Here is a 16,345-nt window from a genome sequence, read left to right on the forward strand (position 1 = left end):
GTGTGGTCTTCTCCCTGGCGATCTCCTGGATTCTTGGCGTCCTGTTCAATTTCCGCACGACGGGGCGGCTTGTATTCGGCTCGTCCGATCCGCGCCTGCTCATGCGCTTCGTCGGCGTCTACTTCGGACTGTTCTGGATCAACGCCGCCGGGCTCCGCGCGCTCGAATGGGCGGGACTCGCTCCGGCGCTGGGGGCGCTGGCGCTCACGCCGTTCATCGCGGCGACGAGCTATGCGCTCATGCGCGATTTCGTCTTCTCAGCCGTCGCCACGCGCGCTCAAAGATGAGGTTAGCAATGTTGGTCAACGTTTTCGGCCGGGTCGCGTGTTTTTCCCCCTGGACGCCCGCCGCCGAGGATGGCGTCCATTCTGTCGCCGGCTCCCAATCGTCTGCCGTCGCGCGGAGACCGAGCGACGGCGATGTCCTGTGGTTTATCGTCGTCCTTTTCATTTTACCGAATGCGATACTCGCGTCGTCGATGAAGTGGCCGGTCGCGGCGCTGGTCTGGGCGGGCTGCGCGGGCGCCATCGTTACGGCGTGGCGCGCGCGCGCGGCGCGCGCGCTGATGGCGAAGCCGGTAAACATGACGACGCTCGCCCTTTCCCTGTGTTTTGGTCTCACGCTTTGCGCGCTTGGCGGCGAGGGCCATTTTTTCTACACGATGCGTGACTGGCTCGTCCGGGACGCCGTGCTGGCCGATCTCGTGCGCAACGGCGTGGCCGCTTCCTATCGACACGACGAGACCCTTTACATGCTGCGCGCGCCGCTCGGCATGTATCTTCTGCCGAGCCTCATTGGCCGCATGTCGGGGCTTTACGCCGCCCATCTGGCGCTGCTCGTCCAGAATGCGACCATCATCGGCGCAATCTGCTATTTCATCGCTGGCGTCGCCAAGGCGAACAAGGCGGCGATTCTGCTCGTTTTCATCGGTTTCAGCGGACTGGATATTCTGCCGATCCTCGTCGCCGAGGCGATCGAGATGGCCAAAGGCGAGCCGTTCATGCCTTTCAACCACATCGAATGGTGGGGCGAATATTTCTCGGATATTCGCATGCAGTATTCGAGCCACCTGGCCCTGCTCTTCTGGGCGCTGAACCATATGGCGCCGGGCTGGCTGTTCGGGATTCTCTCGCTTCTCTATGTGCGCGGCGCCGTGGCTTTTGTGATCCTGCCCGTCTCCTTCGCGGCGACGCTCCTTTGGTCGCCGCTCGCCATGTTAGGCGCGGCGCCTTTCCTCGCCTATTTTGCGTTGGAGTTGTTCCCACGCCGCCTGTTTGCGCGTGAAATCCTGATCGCGGTGGCGAGCAGCCTTTGCTTTCTGCCGATCGCCGTCTATCTCATGATCGACAATGGCGGCGTGGCGAAGGAATGGCTGGTTCTGCGCGAGGGCTTTCTTCAGCGTTATCTGCTCCATATGCTCGTGGAAATTCCGCAGGCGGCGATCGTGCTCTACGCATGGAGGATCGTCGAACCCTGCGACCGTCGTCTTCTCGCGCTGGCGCTCGGCCTGTTGCTTGTGTTGCCCCTCTATAGCGTCGGCCTTTACAATGATTTCGCGATGCGCGCGTCGATTGCGCCCCTCTTTGTGCTTTCCTTCGCCTTCGCGCGAATAGCGGTACTAACGCCGCGCGACAACAGCCGTTTCGCGACGGCCATCTCGACAATTGTGCTCATTTCGGCGGCGACGCCCCTCGTCGAAGTCAAGACGGCGATGACGACTGCAAGCTTCGACGTCAGCGACTGCAATTTCATCACCGCCTGGAGAAAGAATGAAATTACGGCGGCTCCCGGCAATTATCTGGCGCGTATCGAGACGATACCTACTTGGCTGATGTCGCCTCAAGAGGCGGCGCCGCTGTCGCGCGAAGACCGGAAGTGCTGGCCGGACCATCCCCTTCTTGAGGAAGGGCTGAAATGATCTGTGCGTGACGCAGGCCCGGCGGGCGGAGGTCTTTGACTTCGTCCGCCCGCCTTCGCTACAAGCCTCCCTCCTTCAATTCGAGAGAGGCGTCGTCAATGACATCGATCGTCGAGCGGCTGAGCGAGGAGCTTGCGGCGAAATCCTGGCAGGTGGAGGCCGCGATCGGGCTTCTCGACGGCGGCTCCACAGTGCCCTTCATCGCGCGTTACCGCAAGGAAGCGACGGGCCAGCTCGACGACGTGCAATTGCGCAAGCTCGAAGAACGGCTGCGTTATCTGCGCGAGCTGGAGGAGCGCCGCAAGGCGATTCTCGATTCGATCGAATCGCAGGGCAAGCTCGACGACGCGCTGAAGCGCGTCATTATGGAGGCCGACAACAAGGCGCGCCTCGAAGACATTTATCTGCCCTTCAAGCCCAAGCGCCGCACCAAGGCGCAGATCGCGATCGAAGCGGGCCTCGCGCCTTTGGCTGAAGCCTTGCTTTCATCCCCGGACAAGGATCCGAAAGCGCAGGCCGAAAGCTATGTGAACGCCGAGAAGAATGTGGCGACCGTCGAAGCCGCCCTGGACGGCGCTCGCGCCATCCTCGTCGAACGATTCGCGGAAGACGCCGATCTCATCGGCGCGCTGCGCGAGGAGCATTGGCGGCAAGCCGCGCTGAAATCGAAGCCGCGCGAGGGCAAGCAGGCGGCGGCCGTCAAATATTCGGATTATTTCGAATTCTCGCAACCCGTCGCCAAGCTTCCGTCGCACCGCATTCTCGCGCTCTTTCGCGGCGAGAAGGAAGAAATGCTGGAGCTCGAAATGGCGCCGGAGGCCGAGCCCGGCCTGGGGGGCTACGAGACCCGAATCGCGCGCCGCTACAATATCGAAGACCGTGGCCGGCCCGGCGACAAATGGCTTCTCGACACGGCGCGCTGGGCCTGGCGGACCAAGATCGAGCTGCATCTTTCCGTCGATGCGCGCGCTCGGCTGTGGAAATTCGCGGAGGAGGAAGCGATCCGCGTCTTCGCCGAGAATTTGCGCGATCTGCTTCTGGCGGCGCCCGCCGGCGCGCGCGCCACGATCGGCCTCGATCCGGGCTTTCGCACCGGCGTCAAGGTCGCCGTCATCGATGCGACCGGCAAGATCGTCGCGACGACGGCGATCTATCCGCATGAGCCGCAACGGCGCTGGGACGACTCCCTCGCGACGCTGGCGAGCCTCGCGCGCCAGCACAAGATCGAGCTGATCGCCATCGGCAACGGCACGGCCTCGCGCGAGACCGACAAGCTCGCCGGCGAGCTGATGTCGAAACATCCCGAATTGAAGCTCACCAAGATCGTCGTGTCGGAAGCCGGCGCCTCGGTCTATTCGGCCTCGGAATACGCTTCGAAGGAACTGCCCGATCTCGACGTGTCGCTGCGCGGCGCCGCCTCCATTGCGCGCCGCCTGCAGGACCCGCTGGCGGAGCTCGTGAAGGTGACGCCCAAATCGATCGGCGTCGGCCAGTATCAGCACGACGTCTCCGAGATGAAATTGTCGCGCGCGCTGGACGCGGTGGTGGAAGACTGCGTGAACGCGGTCGGCGTCGATGTGAACACCGCTTCCGCGCCGCTGCTGGCGCGCGTGTCAGGCCTCGGCGAAACGCTCGCCGCCAATATCGTCGCGCATCGCGACGCCAACGGCCCCTTCAGGACGCGCGCGGCGCTGAAGGGCGTGCCGCGCCTCGGGCCGAAGGCGTTCGAGCAGTGCGCGGGCTTTCTGCGCATCATCGACGGCGACGATCCGCTGGACCGTTCCGGCGTGCATCCGGAAGCCTATCCGCTGGTGCGGCGCATTCTCGACGCGGCGAAGACCGACATCAAGACGCTCATCGGCAATGCGAACGAGCTGCGCAAGCTCAAACCCGCGCAATTCGCGGACGCGACCTTCGGCGCGCCGACCGTGACGGACGTGTTCGCCGAACTTGAAAAGCCCGGCCGCGATCCGCGTCCCGCCTTCAAGACGGCGACCTTCCAGGAGGGCGTCGAGACTCTCAATGATCTCAGGCCCGGCATGACGCTCGAAGGCGTCGTCACTAATGTCGCGGCCTTCGGCGCCTTTGTCGATATCGGCGTGCATCAGGACGGCCTGGTGCATATCTCCGCCCTGTCGAAGGAATTCGTCAAAGATCCGCGCAGCGTGGTGAAGCCGGGCGACATTGTGAAAGTGAAGGTCATGGAGGTCGACGTTCCGCGCAAGCGCATCTCGCTCTCCATGCGGCTCGACGACGTTCCCGGCCAGCAGGCCAAGGGTGGACAAGCGCCTAGCCGCGATCAGAACCGCCCGCGCGGTCCGCAATCCTTCGGCGCGCCGCGCGGGGGGAAGCCGGCGGGCGATTCGCCCGGCGGCCTCGGCGAAGCGCTGCTCGCGGCCATGAAGCAGAAGGGCGGGCGCTAGATCACGCCGCGTTCAGGCGAAATCCCCTGGACGCGCTCCCGCTTTCGCAGCGCGCTCTAGAAATGCGCCGCCAGATAGGGCGTAAAGACAAGAAGGCCGATCGCAGCCGCGCCCATGGAGGCGAGCAGGACCGCGCCGGCGGCGACGTCCTTCGCCGCCTTCACCTCCAGGCTGTATTGCGGCGACACGACATTGCACACATGCTCGAAAGCCGTGTTCACGGCCTCGGCGACCCAGACGAAGCTCATCGCCGCGACGAGCCAGCGCCAATCTTCGGCGCGCGCCTGCAAGACGGCGCCCGCAGCGATCGCCGCAAGCGTCGCGCCCGCATGGATCCAGGCGTTGTGCTGCGTGCGCATCATGAAAGCGAGGCCCTCGAAAGCGTAGGAGAAGCTTTTCAGGCGGGCGCGCGGCGAAAAGGCCGTGCGCTTTTCGCTCGGTTTCTCCGCATAGGGGCGCCAGGCGAGCGCATCCCCGCTTTCGGAACGCCGAAGATGGCGCAAGAGCCAGATGAGCGGCGCGAGGAGCGCGGCGAGAAGGGCGCAGCAGATCATGTTCGGGCCTTCAGGCGGCTGGGTGGACGAGAAGTTCGGTGCGCCCGTCCACGAGGAGACGGATAGGGGCTTCGCCTGTGTCATCGGCTTCGATATTTTGCGTTTCATGCGCGCGCGCGACATAGGCTCCGCCCGGTTTCAGCCCGCCGAGAGTCAGCGTCCGCAGGCCGGCGCCCGCGCCCGGATAGAGCACGGCGCAAAGCGCGCCGTCATCGGCGATCGCTTTTGCGGGCAAGATGCCCGGATAGGCGGCGGCGGAAATGAAGGGACCGCTTCTCTTTGCGGGATGCGCGACGAGCCGGCGTAGAGAGCCGCTCGTCGTGCAGCGCGCGAACATTTCGACCGCATGCGCCCAGAGCGAGGCGCAGGGACGGTGGGCGACGCCGTCGCGAAGAACGCGCGGGCAATCCTCGTCGAGCGCGCTCAAGAGACGCGCGGCCATGTCTTGATCGCCGAGTTCGGCGGCGGCGGCCGCGCTCGCCGCATAGCCCGCGGCGCGCGAGAAGCGATAGTTGCCGGTGTCGATCAGCCAATGCGGGCGCCGGATGTCTCCCTGCGAAAGGGCGCGTCGCGCCAGCAGCCATTGGCGCTCGGCGATGTCCGGAAAAAGCGCATCCAGATAAAGGCAGGGAAAGGTCTGCATGACCACGCCGCCGGTGATCGGCGCGCTCGCGCCGGTCAGGCTCGACAGAAAGGGCGTCAGGGCGCCGTCGGGCGCGATGAAATCATTCTCGAGCCCGGCGCGAAAGACGGGCGCGACGGCGTCCCAGTTCCTTTCGCCGCGCCGCGCGTCGAAGGCGCGGATCGCGCAGGCCGAGATCATATTGCAGAGCGGGTAGATCCAGTTCGGCTCGCAAGGCAGAAGGCCGAAGGGAGAATTTTGAAAGCCCGTTGCGAGAATGCCGATGAGATCCTCATAGCGATAGGCATGCGCCGCTCCATCCCGTTCGACGAAGCGCAGGCTCGCCGGCGCATCGAAAGAAGTTTCGCCCGACGACGCTTCGTAAAGCGCGATCTGCATCGCGAGAAAGCCGGTGAACATGATGTTGCCGCGCGGGATCGGATCTCCGCCGGGGCGCAAATGGCCGAGCAGATTCTCGTAGCGCCAATAGCGCCAGACCCGCGGGTCGAGCTGCTTCAGGACAAGCGCCCTTTGCGCCTCGGTCAGATAGGCGCGAAAGGCGGGGAGACGTTCGGCCTGCGCGATCGACAGGGCGTAAGACATGAAATTGAGCTGATAGCGAATGGCGGCCGTCTGATATTGGTCGATCCATTCGAAACCCTCGAACTTGTCGATGGGCTGCAAGGCGCGGTCGAGCAACAGTCTCAGAAGGCTCACATCGTCGAGCGACAATTCGGCATGCGCGAAGGGCGTGGACTCGAAGGCTGCCGCGATCGGCGCGGCTTTCGCGAGATAGGCGTTCGCAACCTTGCGCCGCGTCAGCGCGCGCTGTCCGGAGACGATGGCGACGATGAGAGCGGCGTCCAGCAGCGTCAACATGACGATCGGCGCCGCCTGCGCGGTCTCATTGCTGAAAGCGCGGTCGCCGCAAAAGGCGGCGAGCAGCGCGGCGCCCAGCCAGGCGGCGACAGGCGCGACGACGGCGCCGGTCGCGAACCAGAGCAATAGCGCCAGACCGAAGGCCGACGCGGCTCCGGCGGCCATTGCGAGATGCGGCCCGAAAGAGTCGCCGCCGGGAGCCGCCCAGAAGAGAAAGCCGGCGCCCGGCGCCGTCAAACCGAGAGAAAAGGCGCGCAGGCCGGGCGCGCTCGCCGTGAAAGCCAGCGTCGAGGCGAAGGCGAGGACGGCTCCATAGGCCGCGAGCGCCGCTCCCAGCCGCCGTCGCGCGACGGGTCCCCAGATATTGGCGCGCTCGGGCAGGAGCAGAACGGACATGGCGGCTTCCTTTTGCTGACGCCAATTACTTTGCAATGCAGAGTAAATCGGAAAAAAAAGAGACGGGGTCAGGCGCCCGAGAGACGCGGCGAGGCGGTTGCGGCGGCGCATCCGGCCTCCGCGTCGCGGACGACGCTTTCGAGCACTTTGAGATAGTCCAGGAAACGCTTGCGCCCGGATGTCGTGATCCGGCAGGTGGTGAGCGGCCGCCCGGCTTCGAAGCGCTTGTCGATGGAGACGAGCCCATCCTCCTGCAGCACCTGCAAATGCCGGCTCAGATTGCCGTCGGTCAGGCCGCAAAGCCGCTTGAGCTCGGCGAAGGGAAGGCCCTTGGGATGCGCGACGAGCGACGTCAGCAGGCCAAGCCGCGCTTTTTCATGGATGACGCGGTCGAGCCCTTCATAGGAGAAGCGTCCGCTATCGGTCTCGTTCTTTGGCATTTTCGGCTCGATAGGCAAAATGGAGAATGGCCGCCGCGAAACATTGGCCGCCGAGGAAGGGCAGCGCCATTGCGAGCGGGGAGAAGGCGTCGGGTCCGGATGCGTATGTCAGACAGGCGAGCCCCGTTGCGAGATACCAGGCGGCGACGGCCGTCATCATGCCCGGCAGCGCCGCGCTTGCGGCGAAGACGCCGAGGCTCAGCATGATCTGCCACAGGCCGGGAAGCATCCAGGCGGCTTCGGGCGCGTGCCGAAGGATGGTGAGGCTGGTGAAGAGGCCCGCCAATCCCGCGGGCGCGAAAGCCCGAGCGGCGGCGCGCAGCATGTCGTTGGCCATGCCGCCATGGTTGCGCCGGGCGCGCCTGAAAGCCTCGGCCCCGATGACCGCCAAAGCGAGACAGGCGACCGAGGCCCAGAAGAGAATGTAATCGAGCGGCGCTTCCCCGGGCGCGGGAAGGAAAAGCGCCTGCGCGCCCCCTCCCGCCGCAGCCAGAAGGCCGGTCAGGACGAGCGCCTGCGGGCCGTAGCCGTGAAACTCGACGGACCGCGCGACATGGCCGCGGATCTCGGCGATTTCCAAAAGCGCTTTCTCGACGTCCATGCGCGCCTCGCTTTGCGCCCCCACTTTGCAAGACAAAGCATATTGCCGAACAAAGATCAGCGCAAGCGGGAGAGGCCGTCATGCTTAACGCGCCGGCTCGAACGCGCCGAAGCGCGCCCAAGCCTTGCCTGCCTGATGGAAGTGGGTCTTGGGGATCATTCCCTGAAAGTAATGATCCCGTTCGGACCCGTCATAGCGCCCGCTTCGCAGGCAGCAGCGCCTGAAAGCTTTTCTCCGAACCGCAAGGGCATGGGTCCGCGCGGCCGAGTTTTTCCACGAGCTCCTTGTCGCCATGGACGATTCTCGGGCCCCGCTTCACATGGGTCTCCGAGTTGAAGCCGTTCTGGCGTTTAGACGTCCGCTCGAAAGCAGGCGACGTCTTCGAAATCGATCGGCATGGCCGCCTCCGTAAAATTGCTTGGGAAATTGGAGCGGGTGAAGGGAATCGAACCCTCGTATTCAGCTTGGAAGGCTGCTGCTCTACCATTGAGCTACACCCGCGCGCCCTTTTCTATGCCAATCCGCGCGGCGCTTTGCAACGTCCGAATCGGCAGGCCGGGTCCGGCGCATTTATCCATTTGACAGCGCCGCCGGAGCCAACTAACCCGAGCGCCCGACGGTCAATCATTCAAGGCGGGCGTTTCCACGCTGCTTCATTCGTAAGGATCAACGAACCGTGGCCAAACCCGAACTCGGCGCCAAGCGCCAATGTCAGTCTTGCGCGACGAAATTCTACGACCTCAACAAGGATCCGATCATCTGCCCGAAATGCGGCGCGATCTTCCAGGTCGCCGCGCTGAGCCGCGCCGCCGCCGCCGCGCGCGTGCAGGAAGATGAGTCCGAGATCGAGAAGGAGGCTCCCGACACGGTGTCGCTCGACGAGGTCGAAGCGGAGGAATCCGCGGCGGAGACGCTGGACGTCGAAGACGACGTCGAAATCGAGGATACGGCCGACGACGACGACACCTTCCTCGAGGAGGAAGAAGGAGAGGATGACGTCTCGGGCCTCATCGACGGCGACATAGAGAGCGACGACGAGGGCTGACGCAAGGAACGCAGCGCCGCGCGCGTTCGGCGCGGGCCCGCAATCGCCCAAAAGGAAACCCGCGGCCCTCGGGACCGCGGGTTTTTTGTCGTCTGCGAAGCTTTTACTTGCCGCGGGTCTGGCGGCGGCGCTGCTGGCCGAGACCCATTTGCTTTGCGAGATTGGAGCGCGCCTTCGCATAATTGGGGGCGACCATCGGATAGTCGGCCGGCAGCGCCCATTTCTCGCGATATTCTTCGGGCGAGAGACCGTATTGGGTCCGCAGATGGCGCTTTAGAGATTTGAATTTCTTACCGTCTTCGAGGCAGATGATGTAGTCGTTCGTGACGGACCGCTTGACGGCGACGGCGGGCTTCGGCGGCTCGGTCGGGGCGGGCGCCACGTTCGAACCCACCCGGAGCAGCGCATTGTAGACTTCGCTGATCAGCTGCGGAAGATCGCCCGCGGGAACGGAATTATTGCTGACATAAGCGGAGACGATGTCGGCCGCGAGTTCGATATTGTTGGTGAGGTTCATAGGGGCGCCTGTTGCCTTAGGGTGACCTGGATAGACTGCGCGCATTCGCGAAAGCGTCGCCGCTTGAATATGCTCGAACAAAACCGTTGATCATGGGGGCTTCGTCGAAGCGGCGAAGATATTCAATAATATACCTCCATTTTTTTCTACAGCAAGAATTATCGCCGCTTATTGCCAGCGATCAGAATTCAAACAAATGTTGCGAGAAAGTTATAGCATGAAGGACGTGCAAAAAACCAGCAATCCTAAGTTTAGCCCCTCGCGCTTGGCTGATTGCCCGCGCCGCCGCCTAGATGAGGCTCGCCGCACCCCTTATGACGAGTATCGCGCTAAATTAAAGCGATCCAGAATCACTTGGAGCGACGATGTCCTCTTTCAAAGCCGTTCTCATCGACAAGACTTCCGGGCGTTACGTCGCGGAATATGTCCAGATGGACGAAGCGGCCCTCATGCCCGGCGACGTCGATGTCGACGTCCTGTATTCGGCCATCAATTACAAGGACGGTCTCGCGGTGACTGGAAAAGGGCCAGTGGTGCGGCGTTTTCCGATGGTCCCGGGAGTGGATCTCGTCGCCCGCGTCGCGAGGTCGACGCATGACGGCTTTGCGCCGGGCGAAATCGTCGTCGCAACGGGATGCGGGATCGGCGAGGCGCATTACGGGGGATTTGCGCAAAAAGCGCGGCTTTCCGGCGATTGGCTCGTGAAGCTGCCTGATTCGCTTTCGCCCGCGCGCGCCATGACCGTGGGCACGGCGGGCCTCACCGCCATGTTTTGCGTGCTGGCCCTGGAGCGGCGCGGCCTTACGCCAGAGGATGGACCAGCGGTGGTCTCGGGCGCGTCCGGGGGCGTCGGCTCTTTCGCGGTGGCGCTGCTCGCAAAATCGGGCTGGCGCGTCGCCGCCATTACCGGCCACGCGGCGGAGGGCGACTATCTCAAGTCGATCGGCGCAAGCGAGATTCTGGCGCGGGACGATTTCGCGAAGCCGGGAAAGGCGTTGCAATTGCAGCGCTTCGCCGCCGGAATAGACGCGGTCGGCGGCGCGACGCTCGCCAATCTGCTTTCCCAGACGCAGTTCGACGGCGCGATCGCCGCCTGCGGCAATGTCGGCGGGATGGATCTGCCGGGAAGCGTCGCGCCCTTCATCCTCCGCGGCGTCGCGCTTCTCGGCGTCGAAAGCGTGCGGCCGCGAATCGCGCTGCGCCGCCAAGCCTGGACCCGGATCGCTTCCGATCTGGACGCGGGCATGATCGACGCCATGTGTGAGATTATCCCCTTCGACCACGCGCTGGAGCGCGCGCGCTCGATCGTGACGGGAAAAATTCGGGGACGCGTGGTCGTCGAAATGCCTTGAGCGCGGCGCTGCGGCGCCAATTGTCGCAGCGTCGTCGCGCGTTCTCGACTTTCACCGCCCGCTCGGATGTAATGTCGTTCGAGCGGCCAGACGCAGCGCGTCGATGGGCCGCTCCTTATTTCCAGGCCATCGCGGCGCTAAAGGTAGGACGCATGAGTTCGGCTTTCACCAAGGAACAGGAAGACGACAATCCGCGCGAGGATCTGCCGGATCGTCCCGTCAGCTCGCATCGAAATCTGGTGACGCCGGAAGGTTTGCAGCAGATCGACGACGCCCTCGCCCGGCTCCACGGCGAGATCGAGGCGGCGACGTCGAAGGATGATCAGCATGCGATCGCGCTGGCGCAGCGCGATCTGCGTTACTGGACTGCGCGTCGGGCGAGCGCTGAAGTCGTGCGTCCCATCGCCGATCATTCGGTCGTTCGATTCGGGCACAAGGTCGTCGTGGAGCTGGAGGGCGGCGAGCGCCGCCTCTTCCGGCTCGTCGGCGAAGACGAGGCCGATCCCTCGAAGAATCTGATTCCCTATGTCGCTCCGCTCGCGCAAGCGCTGATGGGTAAAAGCGTCGGCGACAAGGTGGAGGTCATCCACCACAGCGCCAAGATCGTCGAAATCGCCTGAAACAAAAGGCCGCGCGAGTCGCGCGGCCACGATTCTCCCGCGTAGCGGGCCTATCGCGCTCACGCCGCCTTTCTGGCGGGCTTTTTGGGCGCGCTCTTCGGCGCCTCGACAGCCGGCTTCGCCGCCGCCGCCTTTTGGGGTGCGGCTTTCGGGGCGGGCGCCGGCTTTTCGACGACCGCCTGCTTGGCGGGCGTGATCTTGGCGGGCGCGGTCTTGGCGGGCGCGCGCTTCAGGCGCCGCTTGATCGAACCCCAGAGCTCCTTCATCTCCTCGGCTGCGACGCCTTCCGGATTATATTCGGTGACGCCGAGGCCGAGGCGCGCCGCCTCCTGATAATCGACGCGGGCGGAGACGAGGGGGGCGAGCAGTCCGCCCATGGCCTGCAGCGCCTTGGCGCCGAGTTCGACGCGCGCGGTCTGCTGCGCGGGCGGGCATTGATTGAGCAGAAAGGCGTAGTCGACGCCCGCCTCCTTCACCCCCGCGCGGGTCTTTTCGCTCGCCCAAAGATCGAAGGCGTTGGGACGCGCCGGGATGACGCAGAGATCCGCGGCGCGAATGGCGGCGGCGGCGGCTTCGCCCTCATGGCCGGGCGCGTCGATGACGACGAGAGTCACGCCTTTCTTTTCGAGCGCGGCGATCGCCTTGGCGAGCTTGCCCGGCGGCACATGCTCGACGCCGATATCCGAAGATTCGCGCGCGCCCGACCATTTCACCAGAGTCTGCAGCGGATCGAGATCGGCGATGAAGACGCGTTCACCGGCGGCGCGCGCGGCGACGGCGACGCTGCTCGCCAGCGTGCTTTTGCCGGCCCCGCCCTTTTGCGTGACGAAAGCTATGGTCCGCATATCTTGACTTCCGTTTGTCGCAGCTTTGGGCCGCGGGCTTGCGAAACGCATATCGCCAAGCGATCTTGCGGCGAGAAGCGCTCCAGATTTCGGATGGACGCCGCCTCGTCGTTCGCGCGATTGAACGCGAGCGGAAAGCGCGCCGAGCGAAAAACGCTGTTATCGGCAATACGCAGGCTTACCCGGCCGAATCATTTACTTGGCGTGAGGGTAATCGTTGGTTAACGCCGCGTCGAGGTGGTAATCAATCGTCAACGACACAAGTATTCAGTTTACGATCGATCGAAATCCGATGTCAGACCTCTTCGAAACGGCAAAGCTAGACGAAAACGCGCCGCGGCCGCTTGCGGACCGTCTGCGTCCAAAGCGTCTCGACGAGGTCGTCGGACAGGATCATCTGCTCGGGCCGGCCGGCGCATTGACGCGCCTCGTTCAAGGCGGTTCGCTGGGTTCGCTCATCCTCTGGGGTCCGCCAGGCTCCGGCAAGACGACCGTCGCGCGCTTGCTCGCGCATGAGACCAATCTGGCCTTCGCGCAAATTTCCGCGATCTTCTCCGGCGTCGCCGATTTGAAGAAAACCTTCGAGGCGGCGCGCGCGCGTCGCGCGACGGGCCAGGGCACATTGCTCTTCGTCGACGAGATTCACCGATTCAATCGCGCGCAGCAGGACAGTTTCCTCCCGGTGATGGAGGACGGCACCATCACCCTGATCGGCGCGACGACGGAGAATCCTTCCTTCGAACTCAACGCCGCGCTGTTGTCGCGCGCGCGCGTGATGACGTTCAAATCGCTCGACGCCGCCGCAATCGAGAAGCTGCTTGCGCGTGCGGAGGAGATGGAGGGCCGGAAGCTTCCGCTCGACGCCGATGCGCGCGAGGCGCTGATCGCCATGGCCGATGGCGACGGCCGCGCCGCGCTCACCTTGTCCGAAGAGATCTGGCGCGCCGCGCGCGAAGGCGAAATCTTCGATCGCGCGGCGCTCGCAGAGGTCGTGCAGCGCCGCGCGCCGATCTACGACAAGGCGCAGGAGGGCCATTACAATCTCATCAGCGCATTGCACAAATGCGTGCGCGGCTCGGACCCGGACGCGGCGCTTTATTATTTCGCGCGCATGCTCGACGCTGGCGAAGACCCGCTCTTTCTGGCGCGGCGCATCGTGCGTATGGCGGTGGAGGATATCGGCCTCGCCGACCCGCAGGCGCTCGTCGTCGCGAACGCCGCGAAGGACGCCTACGACTTTCTCGGTTCGCCCGAAGGCGAACTCGCGCTCGCGCAGGCGCTGATCTATGTGGCGACGGCTCCGAAATCCAACGCGGGCTATGTCGCTTACAAGAAAGCCCGCCGGCTCGCCGAGGAGAAGGGCTCGCTCATGCCCCCCAAAATCATTCTCAACGCGCCGACGAAGATGATGCGCGAAGAGGGCTATGGCGAGGGCTATGAATATGACCACGACGCGCCCGACGCCTTCTCCGGCCAGAATTACTGGCCCGAATCGCTGAAGCGCCAGAAACTCTATCGGCCCGTGGAGCGCGGCTTCGAGCGCGAATTGGCGAAAAGGCTCGATTACTGGGAGCGACTGCGGCGCGAACGCAACAGTAAATAGCCGGAGCGCCGTTGCGGGCGCGCCATTCTGTTGCGCAATTGTCACGCGCTGCGCCAAACGCACTGCACAAGGCTTGTTCAGACCGCCTTTTCATTGACCGTGCTCGAGGTTCGGCCGTAAGTCTTTTCCCGACGGCGGATGTCGCTTTCGCGATGACAGCCGCAAGAAATTGAATGCTTACGAGGGGGTCGCATATGACCAAATTTCCTGTCGCCGCCGGCATCGCGCTGGCTCTCGTCGCCGGTTCGGCGCTCGCCGCCGACCTCCCGTCCCGCAAGGGCCCGCCGCCGGCCTATATCCCGCCGCCGCCCGCCTTTTCCTGGACCGGCCTCTATGGCGGTATCAATATCGGCTACGGCTTCAGCGCCGGCGGCGTGCAGGATGGCGGCCTGACCGTTCTTCCGCCCGCGACCGCGAATCATTTCGCTTTCTGGTCGGCCGGCGCCGGCGTGAACGGCGTCGCGGGCGGCGGCCAGGTCGGCTATAACTACCAGTTCAACCCCTGGTTCGTCGTCGGCCTCGAAGCCGACATCCAGGCCGCCGACATCAACGGCGTCCAGAACCTCGTCGGCCCGATGCCGGCGCCGAACAACGCCGCCACGCAGGCTTCCTTCGTGAATTCCGCGAAGTATGTCGATTGGTTCGGCACCGTTCGCGGCCGTCTCGGCGTGACGCTGCCTTCCTATCCGAACCTGATGGTCTACGGCACGGGCGGCTTCGCTTACGGCGGCGTCAACCACACGGTCGGCCTGGCCGTCGTCAACTCCGGCCCCGGCGCCGGCAGCATGATCGGCAAGGGCGTCTATGACGGCGTTTCCACCGGCTGGACTGCGGGCGGCGGCGTGGAATGGACCCCGCTGTCCTTCCCGGCTTGGTCGCTCAAGGTCGAATATCTCTACACCAATCTTGGCAGCACCCGCGTCGCCGCGTCCGGCCCGAACGCCAATGGCTTCTACTATGCCTGCTGCGTCTTCGCCGGCGCCCATCAGGCTCCGACGGATTGGCACACGGTCCGCGCCGGCCTGAACTGGCACTTCAATCCTTTCGCCGCCGCTCCGGTCGTCGCGAAATACTAAGTTTCGTCGCCTCGGAGACGAAGAAGAGCCCGGCCCTCGCGGCCGGGCTTTTTTGTTTCATTTCAGCGTCTTTATTGCGTTGCGCGCGCGTGCTTCTCATAGACGCGGCCGTAGCTGGAAGTTAAGAACTGATCTTCAGCGCGGCGCCGATGGGGATAAGCTCGACCGGCGCCCCGCGGCGGATGGCGCCGCCGCATCGGCAGTGTTAACCCTTGACCAACCTCGCGCGGCGGACGCCTGGAGCCTCACGGAAAGCATGTATCGCAGAACGCCCCTCCTTCTCGCGATTCTGGCGAGTCTCGCCGTCGGGGCCGCCCTGCCAGGGCTTTTCGCTAAATTTCGCGGCCCCGGCGCCGAGGCCCCCGCGCAATCGGTGGCGGGCGGAGCGGCTCCTGGAGCGGACGGACTCATCAAGCTTTCGCCGGAGCAGGTCGAGGCGGCGAAGATCGGCGTCGCCAAAGCGGGACCCGGCGTCATCAAGCGCCAGATCGCCGTTCCGGCGGCGGTGAAACCGGACCCCGACCATCTGGCGCGCGTCGCGGCGAAAGTCGCGGGCGTGGTCGCCGACATGCGCAAGAAGCTCGGCGACGAAGCGGCGAAGAACGAAACCGTCGCCATCATCGATTCGCGCGAGGTCGCCGACGCCAAGAGCGAATATCTCGCGGCGCTGGCGAATTACGATCTGCAATCGAAACTTTTCGCGCGCGAAAAGGGCCTCTTCGAGAAGAAGATCACGGCCGAACAGCTCTTCCTCAAAGCCAAGGCCGTTTTCACAGAGGCCAAACTCCGGCTCGATCTCGCGCGCGGCAAGCTCGCGGCGCTCGATCTTTCCGAAAGCGAGATCGCCGCGCTGCCGTCTCAGCCGATCGCCCGCCTTCGGGAGAAGGAAATCCGCGCGCCCATCAAAGGCCGGATCATCGAGCGCCTCGTCAATCTCGGCCAGCCCGTGACGGCCGAGAGCCAGATTTACGTCATGGCCGATCTCTCCGAGGTCGAGGCCGACCTCGCCGTGCCGGTCGCAAGCCTCGCCAGCGTCCGCGTCGGGCAGCCGGTTTTTCTCAAGGGTCCGGACGGCCGCAGCTTCGAAGGCAAGGTGACGATCGTCAACGCGATGATCACGCCCGAGACGCGCACCGGGCATGTCATCGCCTCTTTCAAAAATCCCGACTTCGCGCTTCACCCCGGCGTCCTGCTCAACGCCGAGATCACGATCGAGCAGAGCCCCGCAAGAGTGATCGTTCCCCGCGGCGCGGTGCAGCTCGTGCACAATGAACCGACCATCTTCGTTCAGACGAAAGACGGCTTCGAGAAGCGCGCCGTCGAATTGGGCGACGGCGATGAAGCTTCCGTGGAGATCGCAAAGGGCCTTTCGCCCGGCGAGACGATCGCCGTCGAGAACAGCTTCGTGTTGAAGGCCGAAGCGGGCAAGAGCGAGATCCCGGAGGAGTGAGCGC

The 16,345-nt window shown here is 64.4% G+C and carries 16 protein-coding genes and 1 tRNA gene; 9 read left to right on the forward strand and 8 right to left on the reverse strand.

The annotated features are described in order from the left end of the window. Positions 1 to 2 precede the first annotated feature (2 nt). From MMG94_RS14075 to MMG94_RS14085, 3 genes are all read left to right on the forward strand, one after another. On the forward strand, positions 3 to 287 hold the full coding sequence (locus MMG94_RS14075) for a GtrA family protein (RefSeq protein ID WP_016918511.1): 285 nt from the start codon (positions 3 to 5) through the stop codon (positions 285 to 287). Between the two features lie 191 nt (positions 288 to 478). Further along, complete coding sequence (locus tag MMG94_RS14080) at positions 479 to 1,918, forward strand: hypothetical protein (protein WP_154419719.1); 1,440 nt, start codon at positions 479 to 481, stop codon at positions 1,916 to 1,918. 98 nt (positions 1,919 to 2,016) lie between these two features. Next, positions 2,017 to 4,341: a Tex family protein gene (locus MMG94_RS14085; RefSeq protein ID WP_016918509.1), complete on the forward strand. Its 2,325-nt coding sequence runs from the start codon at positions 2,017 to 2,019 to the stop codon at positions 4,339 to 4,341. 56 nt (positions 4,342 to 4,397) lie between these two features. On the opposite strand, the gene MMG94_RS14090 is transcribed toward MMG94_RS14085, so the two are convergent. The 6 genes from MMG94_RS14090 to MMG94_RS14110 form a co-directional block, all read right to left on the reverse strand. Next, complete coding sequence (locus MMG94_RS14090; RefSeq protein ID WP_016918508.1) at positions 4,398 to 4,895, reverse strand: diacylglycerol kinase family protein; 498 nt, start codon at positions 4,893 to 4,895, stop codon at positions 4,398 to 4,400. A gap of 10 nt (positions 4,896 to 4,905) precedes the next feature. Next, positions 4,906 to 6,792 carry a linalool dehydratase/isomerase domain-containing protein gene (locus MMG94_RS14095; RefSeq protein ID WP_162129666.1) on the reverse strand — a complete coding sequence of 629 codons (1,887 nt, stop codon included), beginning with the start codon at positions 6,790 to 6,792 and terminating at the stop codon, positions 4,906 to 4,908. Positions 6,793 to 6,860: 68 nt separating this feature from the next. Next, a complete protein-coding gene (locus MMG94_RS14100; RefSeq protein ID WP_016918506.1) occupies positions 6,861 to 7,232 on the reverse strand; it encodes a transcriptional regulator in 372 nt (123 codons plus the stop codon). After that, the gene (locus MMG94_RS14105) at positions 7,210 to 7,833 is read right to left on the reverse strand and encodes a hypothetical protein (protein ID WP_016918505.1); all 624 of its coding nucleotides are present in this window, start codon (positions 7,831 to 7,833) and stop codon (positions 7,210 to 7,212) included. The genes MMG94_RS14100 and MMG94_RS14105 overlap by 23 nt, the downstream gene beginning before the upstream one ends. Positions 7,834 to 8,023: 190 nt before the next feature. Beyond that, entirely contained in the window at positions 8,024 to 8,152 is a 129-nt protein-coding gene (locus MMG94_RS22160; RefSeq protein ID WP_425272270.1) for an SEC-C metal-binding domain-containing protein, read from the reverse strand. Between the two features lie 108 nt (positions 8,153 to 8,260). Then, positions 8,261 to 8,334 (reverse strand) — tRNA-Gly (locus MMG94_RS14110). Between the two features lie 175 nt (positions 8,335 to 8,509). Between MMG94_RS14110 and MMG94_RS14115 the strand changes: the two genes are divergently transcribed. Then, complete coding sequence (locus tag MMG94_RS14115; RefSeq protein ID WP_016918504.1) at positions 8,510 to 8,878, forward strand: TIGR02300 family protein; 369 nt, start codon at positions 8,510 to 8,512, stop codon at positions 8,876 to 8,878. Between the two features lie 103 nt (positions 8,879 to 8,981). Here the strand turns inward: MMG94_RS14115 and MMG94_RS14120 are convergent, their stop codons facing one another. Continuing rightward, positions 8,982 to 9,395, reverse strand: a complete 414-nt coding sequence (locus MMG94_RS14120; RefSeq protein ID WP_016918503.1) for a Ros/MucR family transcriptional regulator — start codon at positions 9,393 to 9,395, stop codon at positions 8,982 to 8,984. Between the two features lie 365 nt (positions 9,396 to 9,760). Here MMG94_RS14120 and MMG94_RS14125 point away from each other — a divergent pair, with 365 nt between their 5' ends. Further along, entirely contained in the window at positions 9,761 to 10,747 is a 987-nt protein-coding gene (locus MMG94_RS14125) for an MDR family oxidoreductase (protein WP_016918502.1), read from the forward strand. A 152-nt stretch (positions 10,748 to 10,899) separates the two neighbouring features. Continuing rightward, on the forward strand, positions 10,900 to 11,367 hold the full coding sequence (locus MMG94_RS14130; protein WP_026016045.1) for a GreA/GreB family elongation factor: 468 nt from the start codon (positions 10,900 to 10,902) through the stop codon (positions 11,365 to 11,367). 59 nt (positions 11,368 to 11,426) lie between these two features. Here MMG94_RS14130 and MMG94_RS14135 read toward each other — a convergent pair whose 3' ends face one another. Beyond that, the gene (locus MMG94_RS14135) at positions 11,427 to 12,212 is read right to left on the reverse strand and encodes a division plane positioning ATPase MipZ (protein WP_016918500.1); all 786 of its coding nucleotides are present in this window, start codon (positions 12,210 to 12,212) and stop codon (positions 11,427 to 11,429) included. A 292-nt stretch (positions 12,213 to 12,504) separates the two neighbouring features. Here MMG94_RS14135 and MMG94_RS14140 point away from each other — a divergent pair, with 292 nt between their 5' ends. From MMG94_RS14140 to MMG94_RS14150, 3 genes are all read left to right on the forward strand, one after another. Further along, positions 12,505 to 13,815, forward strand: coding sequence for a replication-associated recombination protein A (locus MMG94_RS14140; RefSeq protein WP_016918499.1), 1,311 nt, complete (start codon positions 12,505 to 12,507; stop codon positions 13,813 to 13,815). A gap of 194 nt (positions 13,816 to 14,009) precedes the next feature. Beyond that, a complete protein-coding gene (locus tag MMG94_RS14145; RefSeq protein ID WP_016918498.1) occupies positions 14,010 to 14,891 on the forward strand; it encodes an outer membrane protein in 882 nt (293 codons plus the stop codon). Between the two features lie 256 nt (positions 14,892 to 15,147). After that, the gene (locus MMG94_RS14150) at positions 15,148 to 16,341 is read left to right on the forward strand and encodes an efflux RND transporter periplasmic adaptor subunit (RefSeq protein WP_016918497.1); all 1,194 of its coding nucleotides are present in this window, start codon (positions 15,148 to 15,150) and stop codon (positions 16,339 to 16,341) included. The last annotated feature ends 4 nt before the right edge of the window (positions 16,342 to 16,345 follow it).

The sequence above is a fragment of the Methylocystis parvus OBBP genome (assembly GCF_027571405.1).
GTDB classification, from domain to species: Bacteria; Pseudomonadota; Alphaproteobacteria; order Rhizobiales; family Beijerinckiaceae; genus Methylocystis; species Methylocystis parva.

Bases quoted from the DNA above. Each gene is read 5' to 3' on its own strand.
- MMG94_RS14135 (WP_016918500.1), bottom strand. From the start codon at position 12,212: ATGCGGACCATAGCTTTCGTCACGCAAAAGGGCGGGGCCGGCAAAAGC.
- MMG94_RS14100 (WP_016918506.1), bottom strand. From the start codon at position 7,232: ATGCCAAAGAACGAGACCGATAGCGGACGCTTCTCCTATGAAGGGCTC.
- MMG94_RS14085 (WP_016918509.1), top strand. From the start codon at position 2,017: ATGACATCGATCGTCGAGCGGCTGAGCGAGGAGCTTGCGGCGAAATCC.
- MMG94_RS14120 (WP_016918503.1), bottom strand. From the start codon at position 9,395: ATGAACCTCACCAACAATATCGAACTCGCGGCCGACATCGTCTCCGCT.
- MMG94_RS14080 (WP_154419719.1), top strand. From the start codon at position 479: ATGAAGTGGCCGGTCGCGGCGCTGGTCTGGGCGGGCTGCGCGGGCGCC.
- MMG94_RS14125 (WP_016918502.1), top strand. From the start codon at position 9,761: ATGTCCTCTTTCAAAGCCGTTCTCATCGACAAGACTTCCGGGCGTTAC.
- MMG94_RS14140 (WP_016918499.1), top strand. From the start codon at position 12,505: ATGTCAGACCTCTTCGAAACGGCAAAGCTAGACGAAAACGCGCCGCGG.
- MMG94_RS14145 (WP_016918498.1), top strand. From the start codon at position 14,010: ATGACCAAATTTCCTGTCGCCGCCGGCATCGCGCTGGCTCTCGTCGCC.
- MMG94_RS14150 (WP_016918497.1), top strand. From the start codon at position 15,148: ATGTATCGCAGAACGCCCCTCCTTCTCGCGATTCTGGCGAGTCTCGCC.
- MMG94_RS14130 (WP_026016045.1), top strand. From the start codon at position 10,900: ATGAGTTCGGCTTTCACCAAGGAACAGGAAGACGACAATCCGCGCGAG.
- MMG94_RS14105 (WP_016918505.1), bottom strand. From the start codon at position 7,833: ATGGACGTCGAGAAAGCGCTTTTGGAAATCGCCGAGATCCGCGGCCAT.
- MMG94_RS14090 (WP_016918508.1), bottom strand. From the start codon at position 4,895: ATGATCTGCTGCGCCCTTCTCGCCGCGCTCCTCGCGCCGCTCATCTGG.
- MMG94_RS14095 (WP_162129666.1), bottom strand. From the start codon at position 6,792: ATGTCCGTTCTGCTCCTGCCCGAGCGCGCCAATATCTGGGGACCCGTC.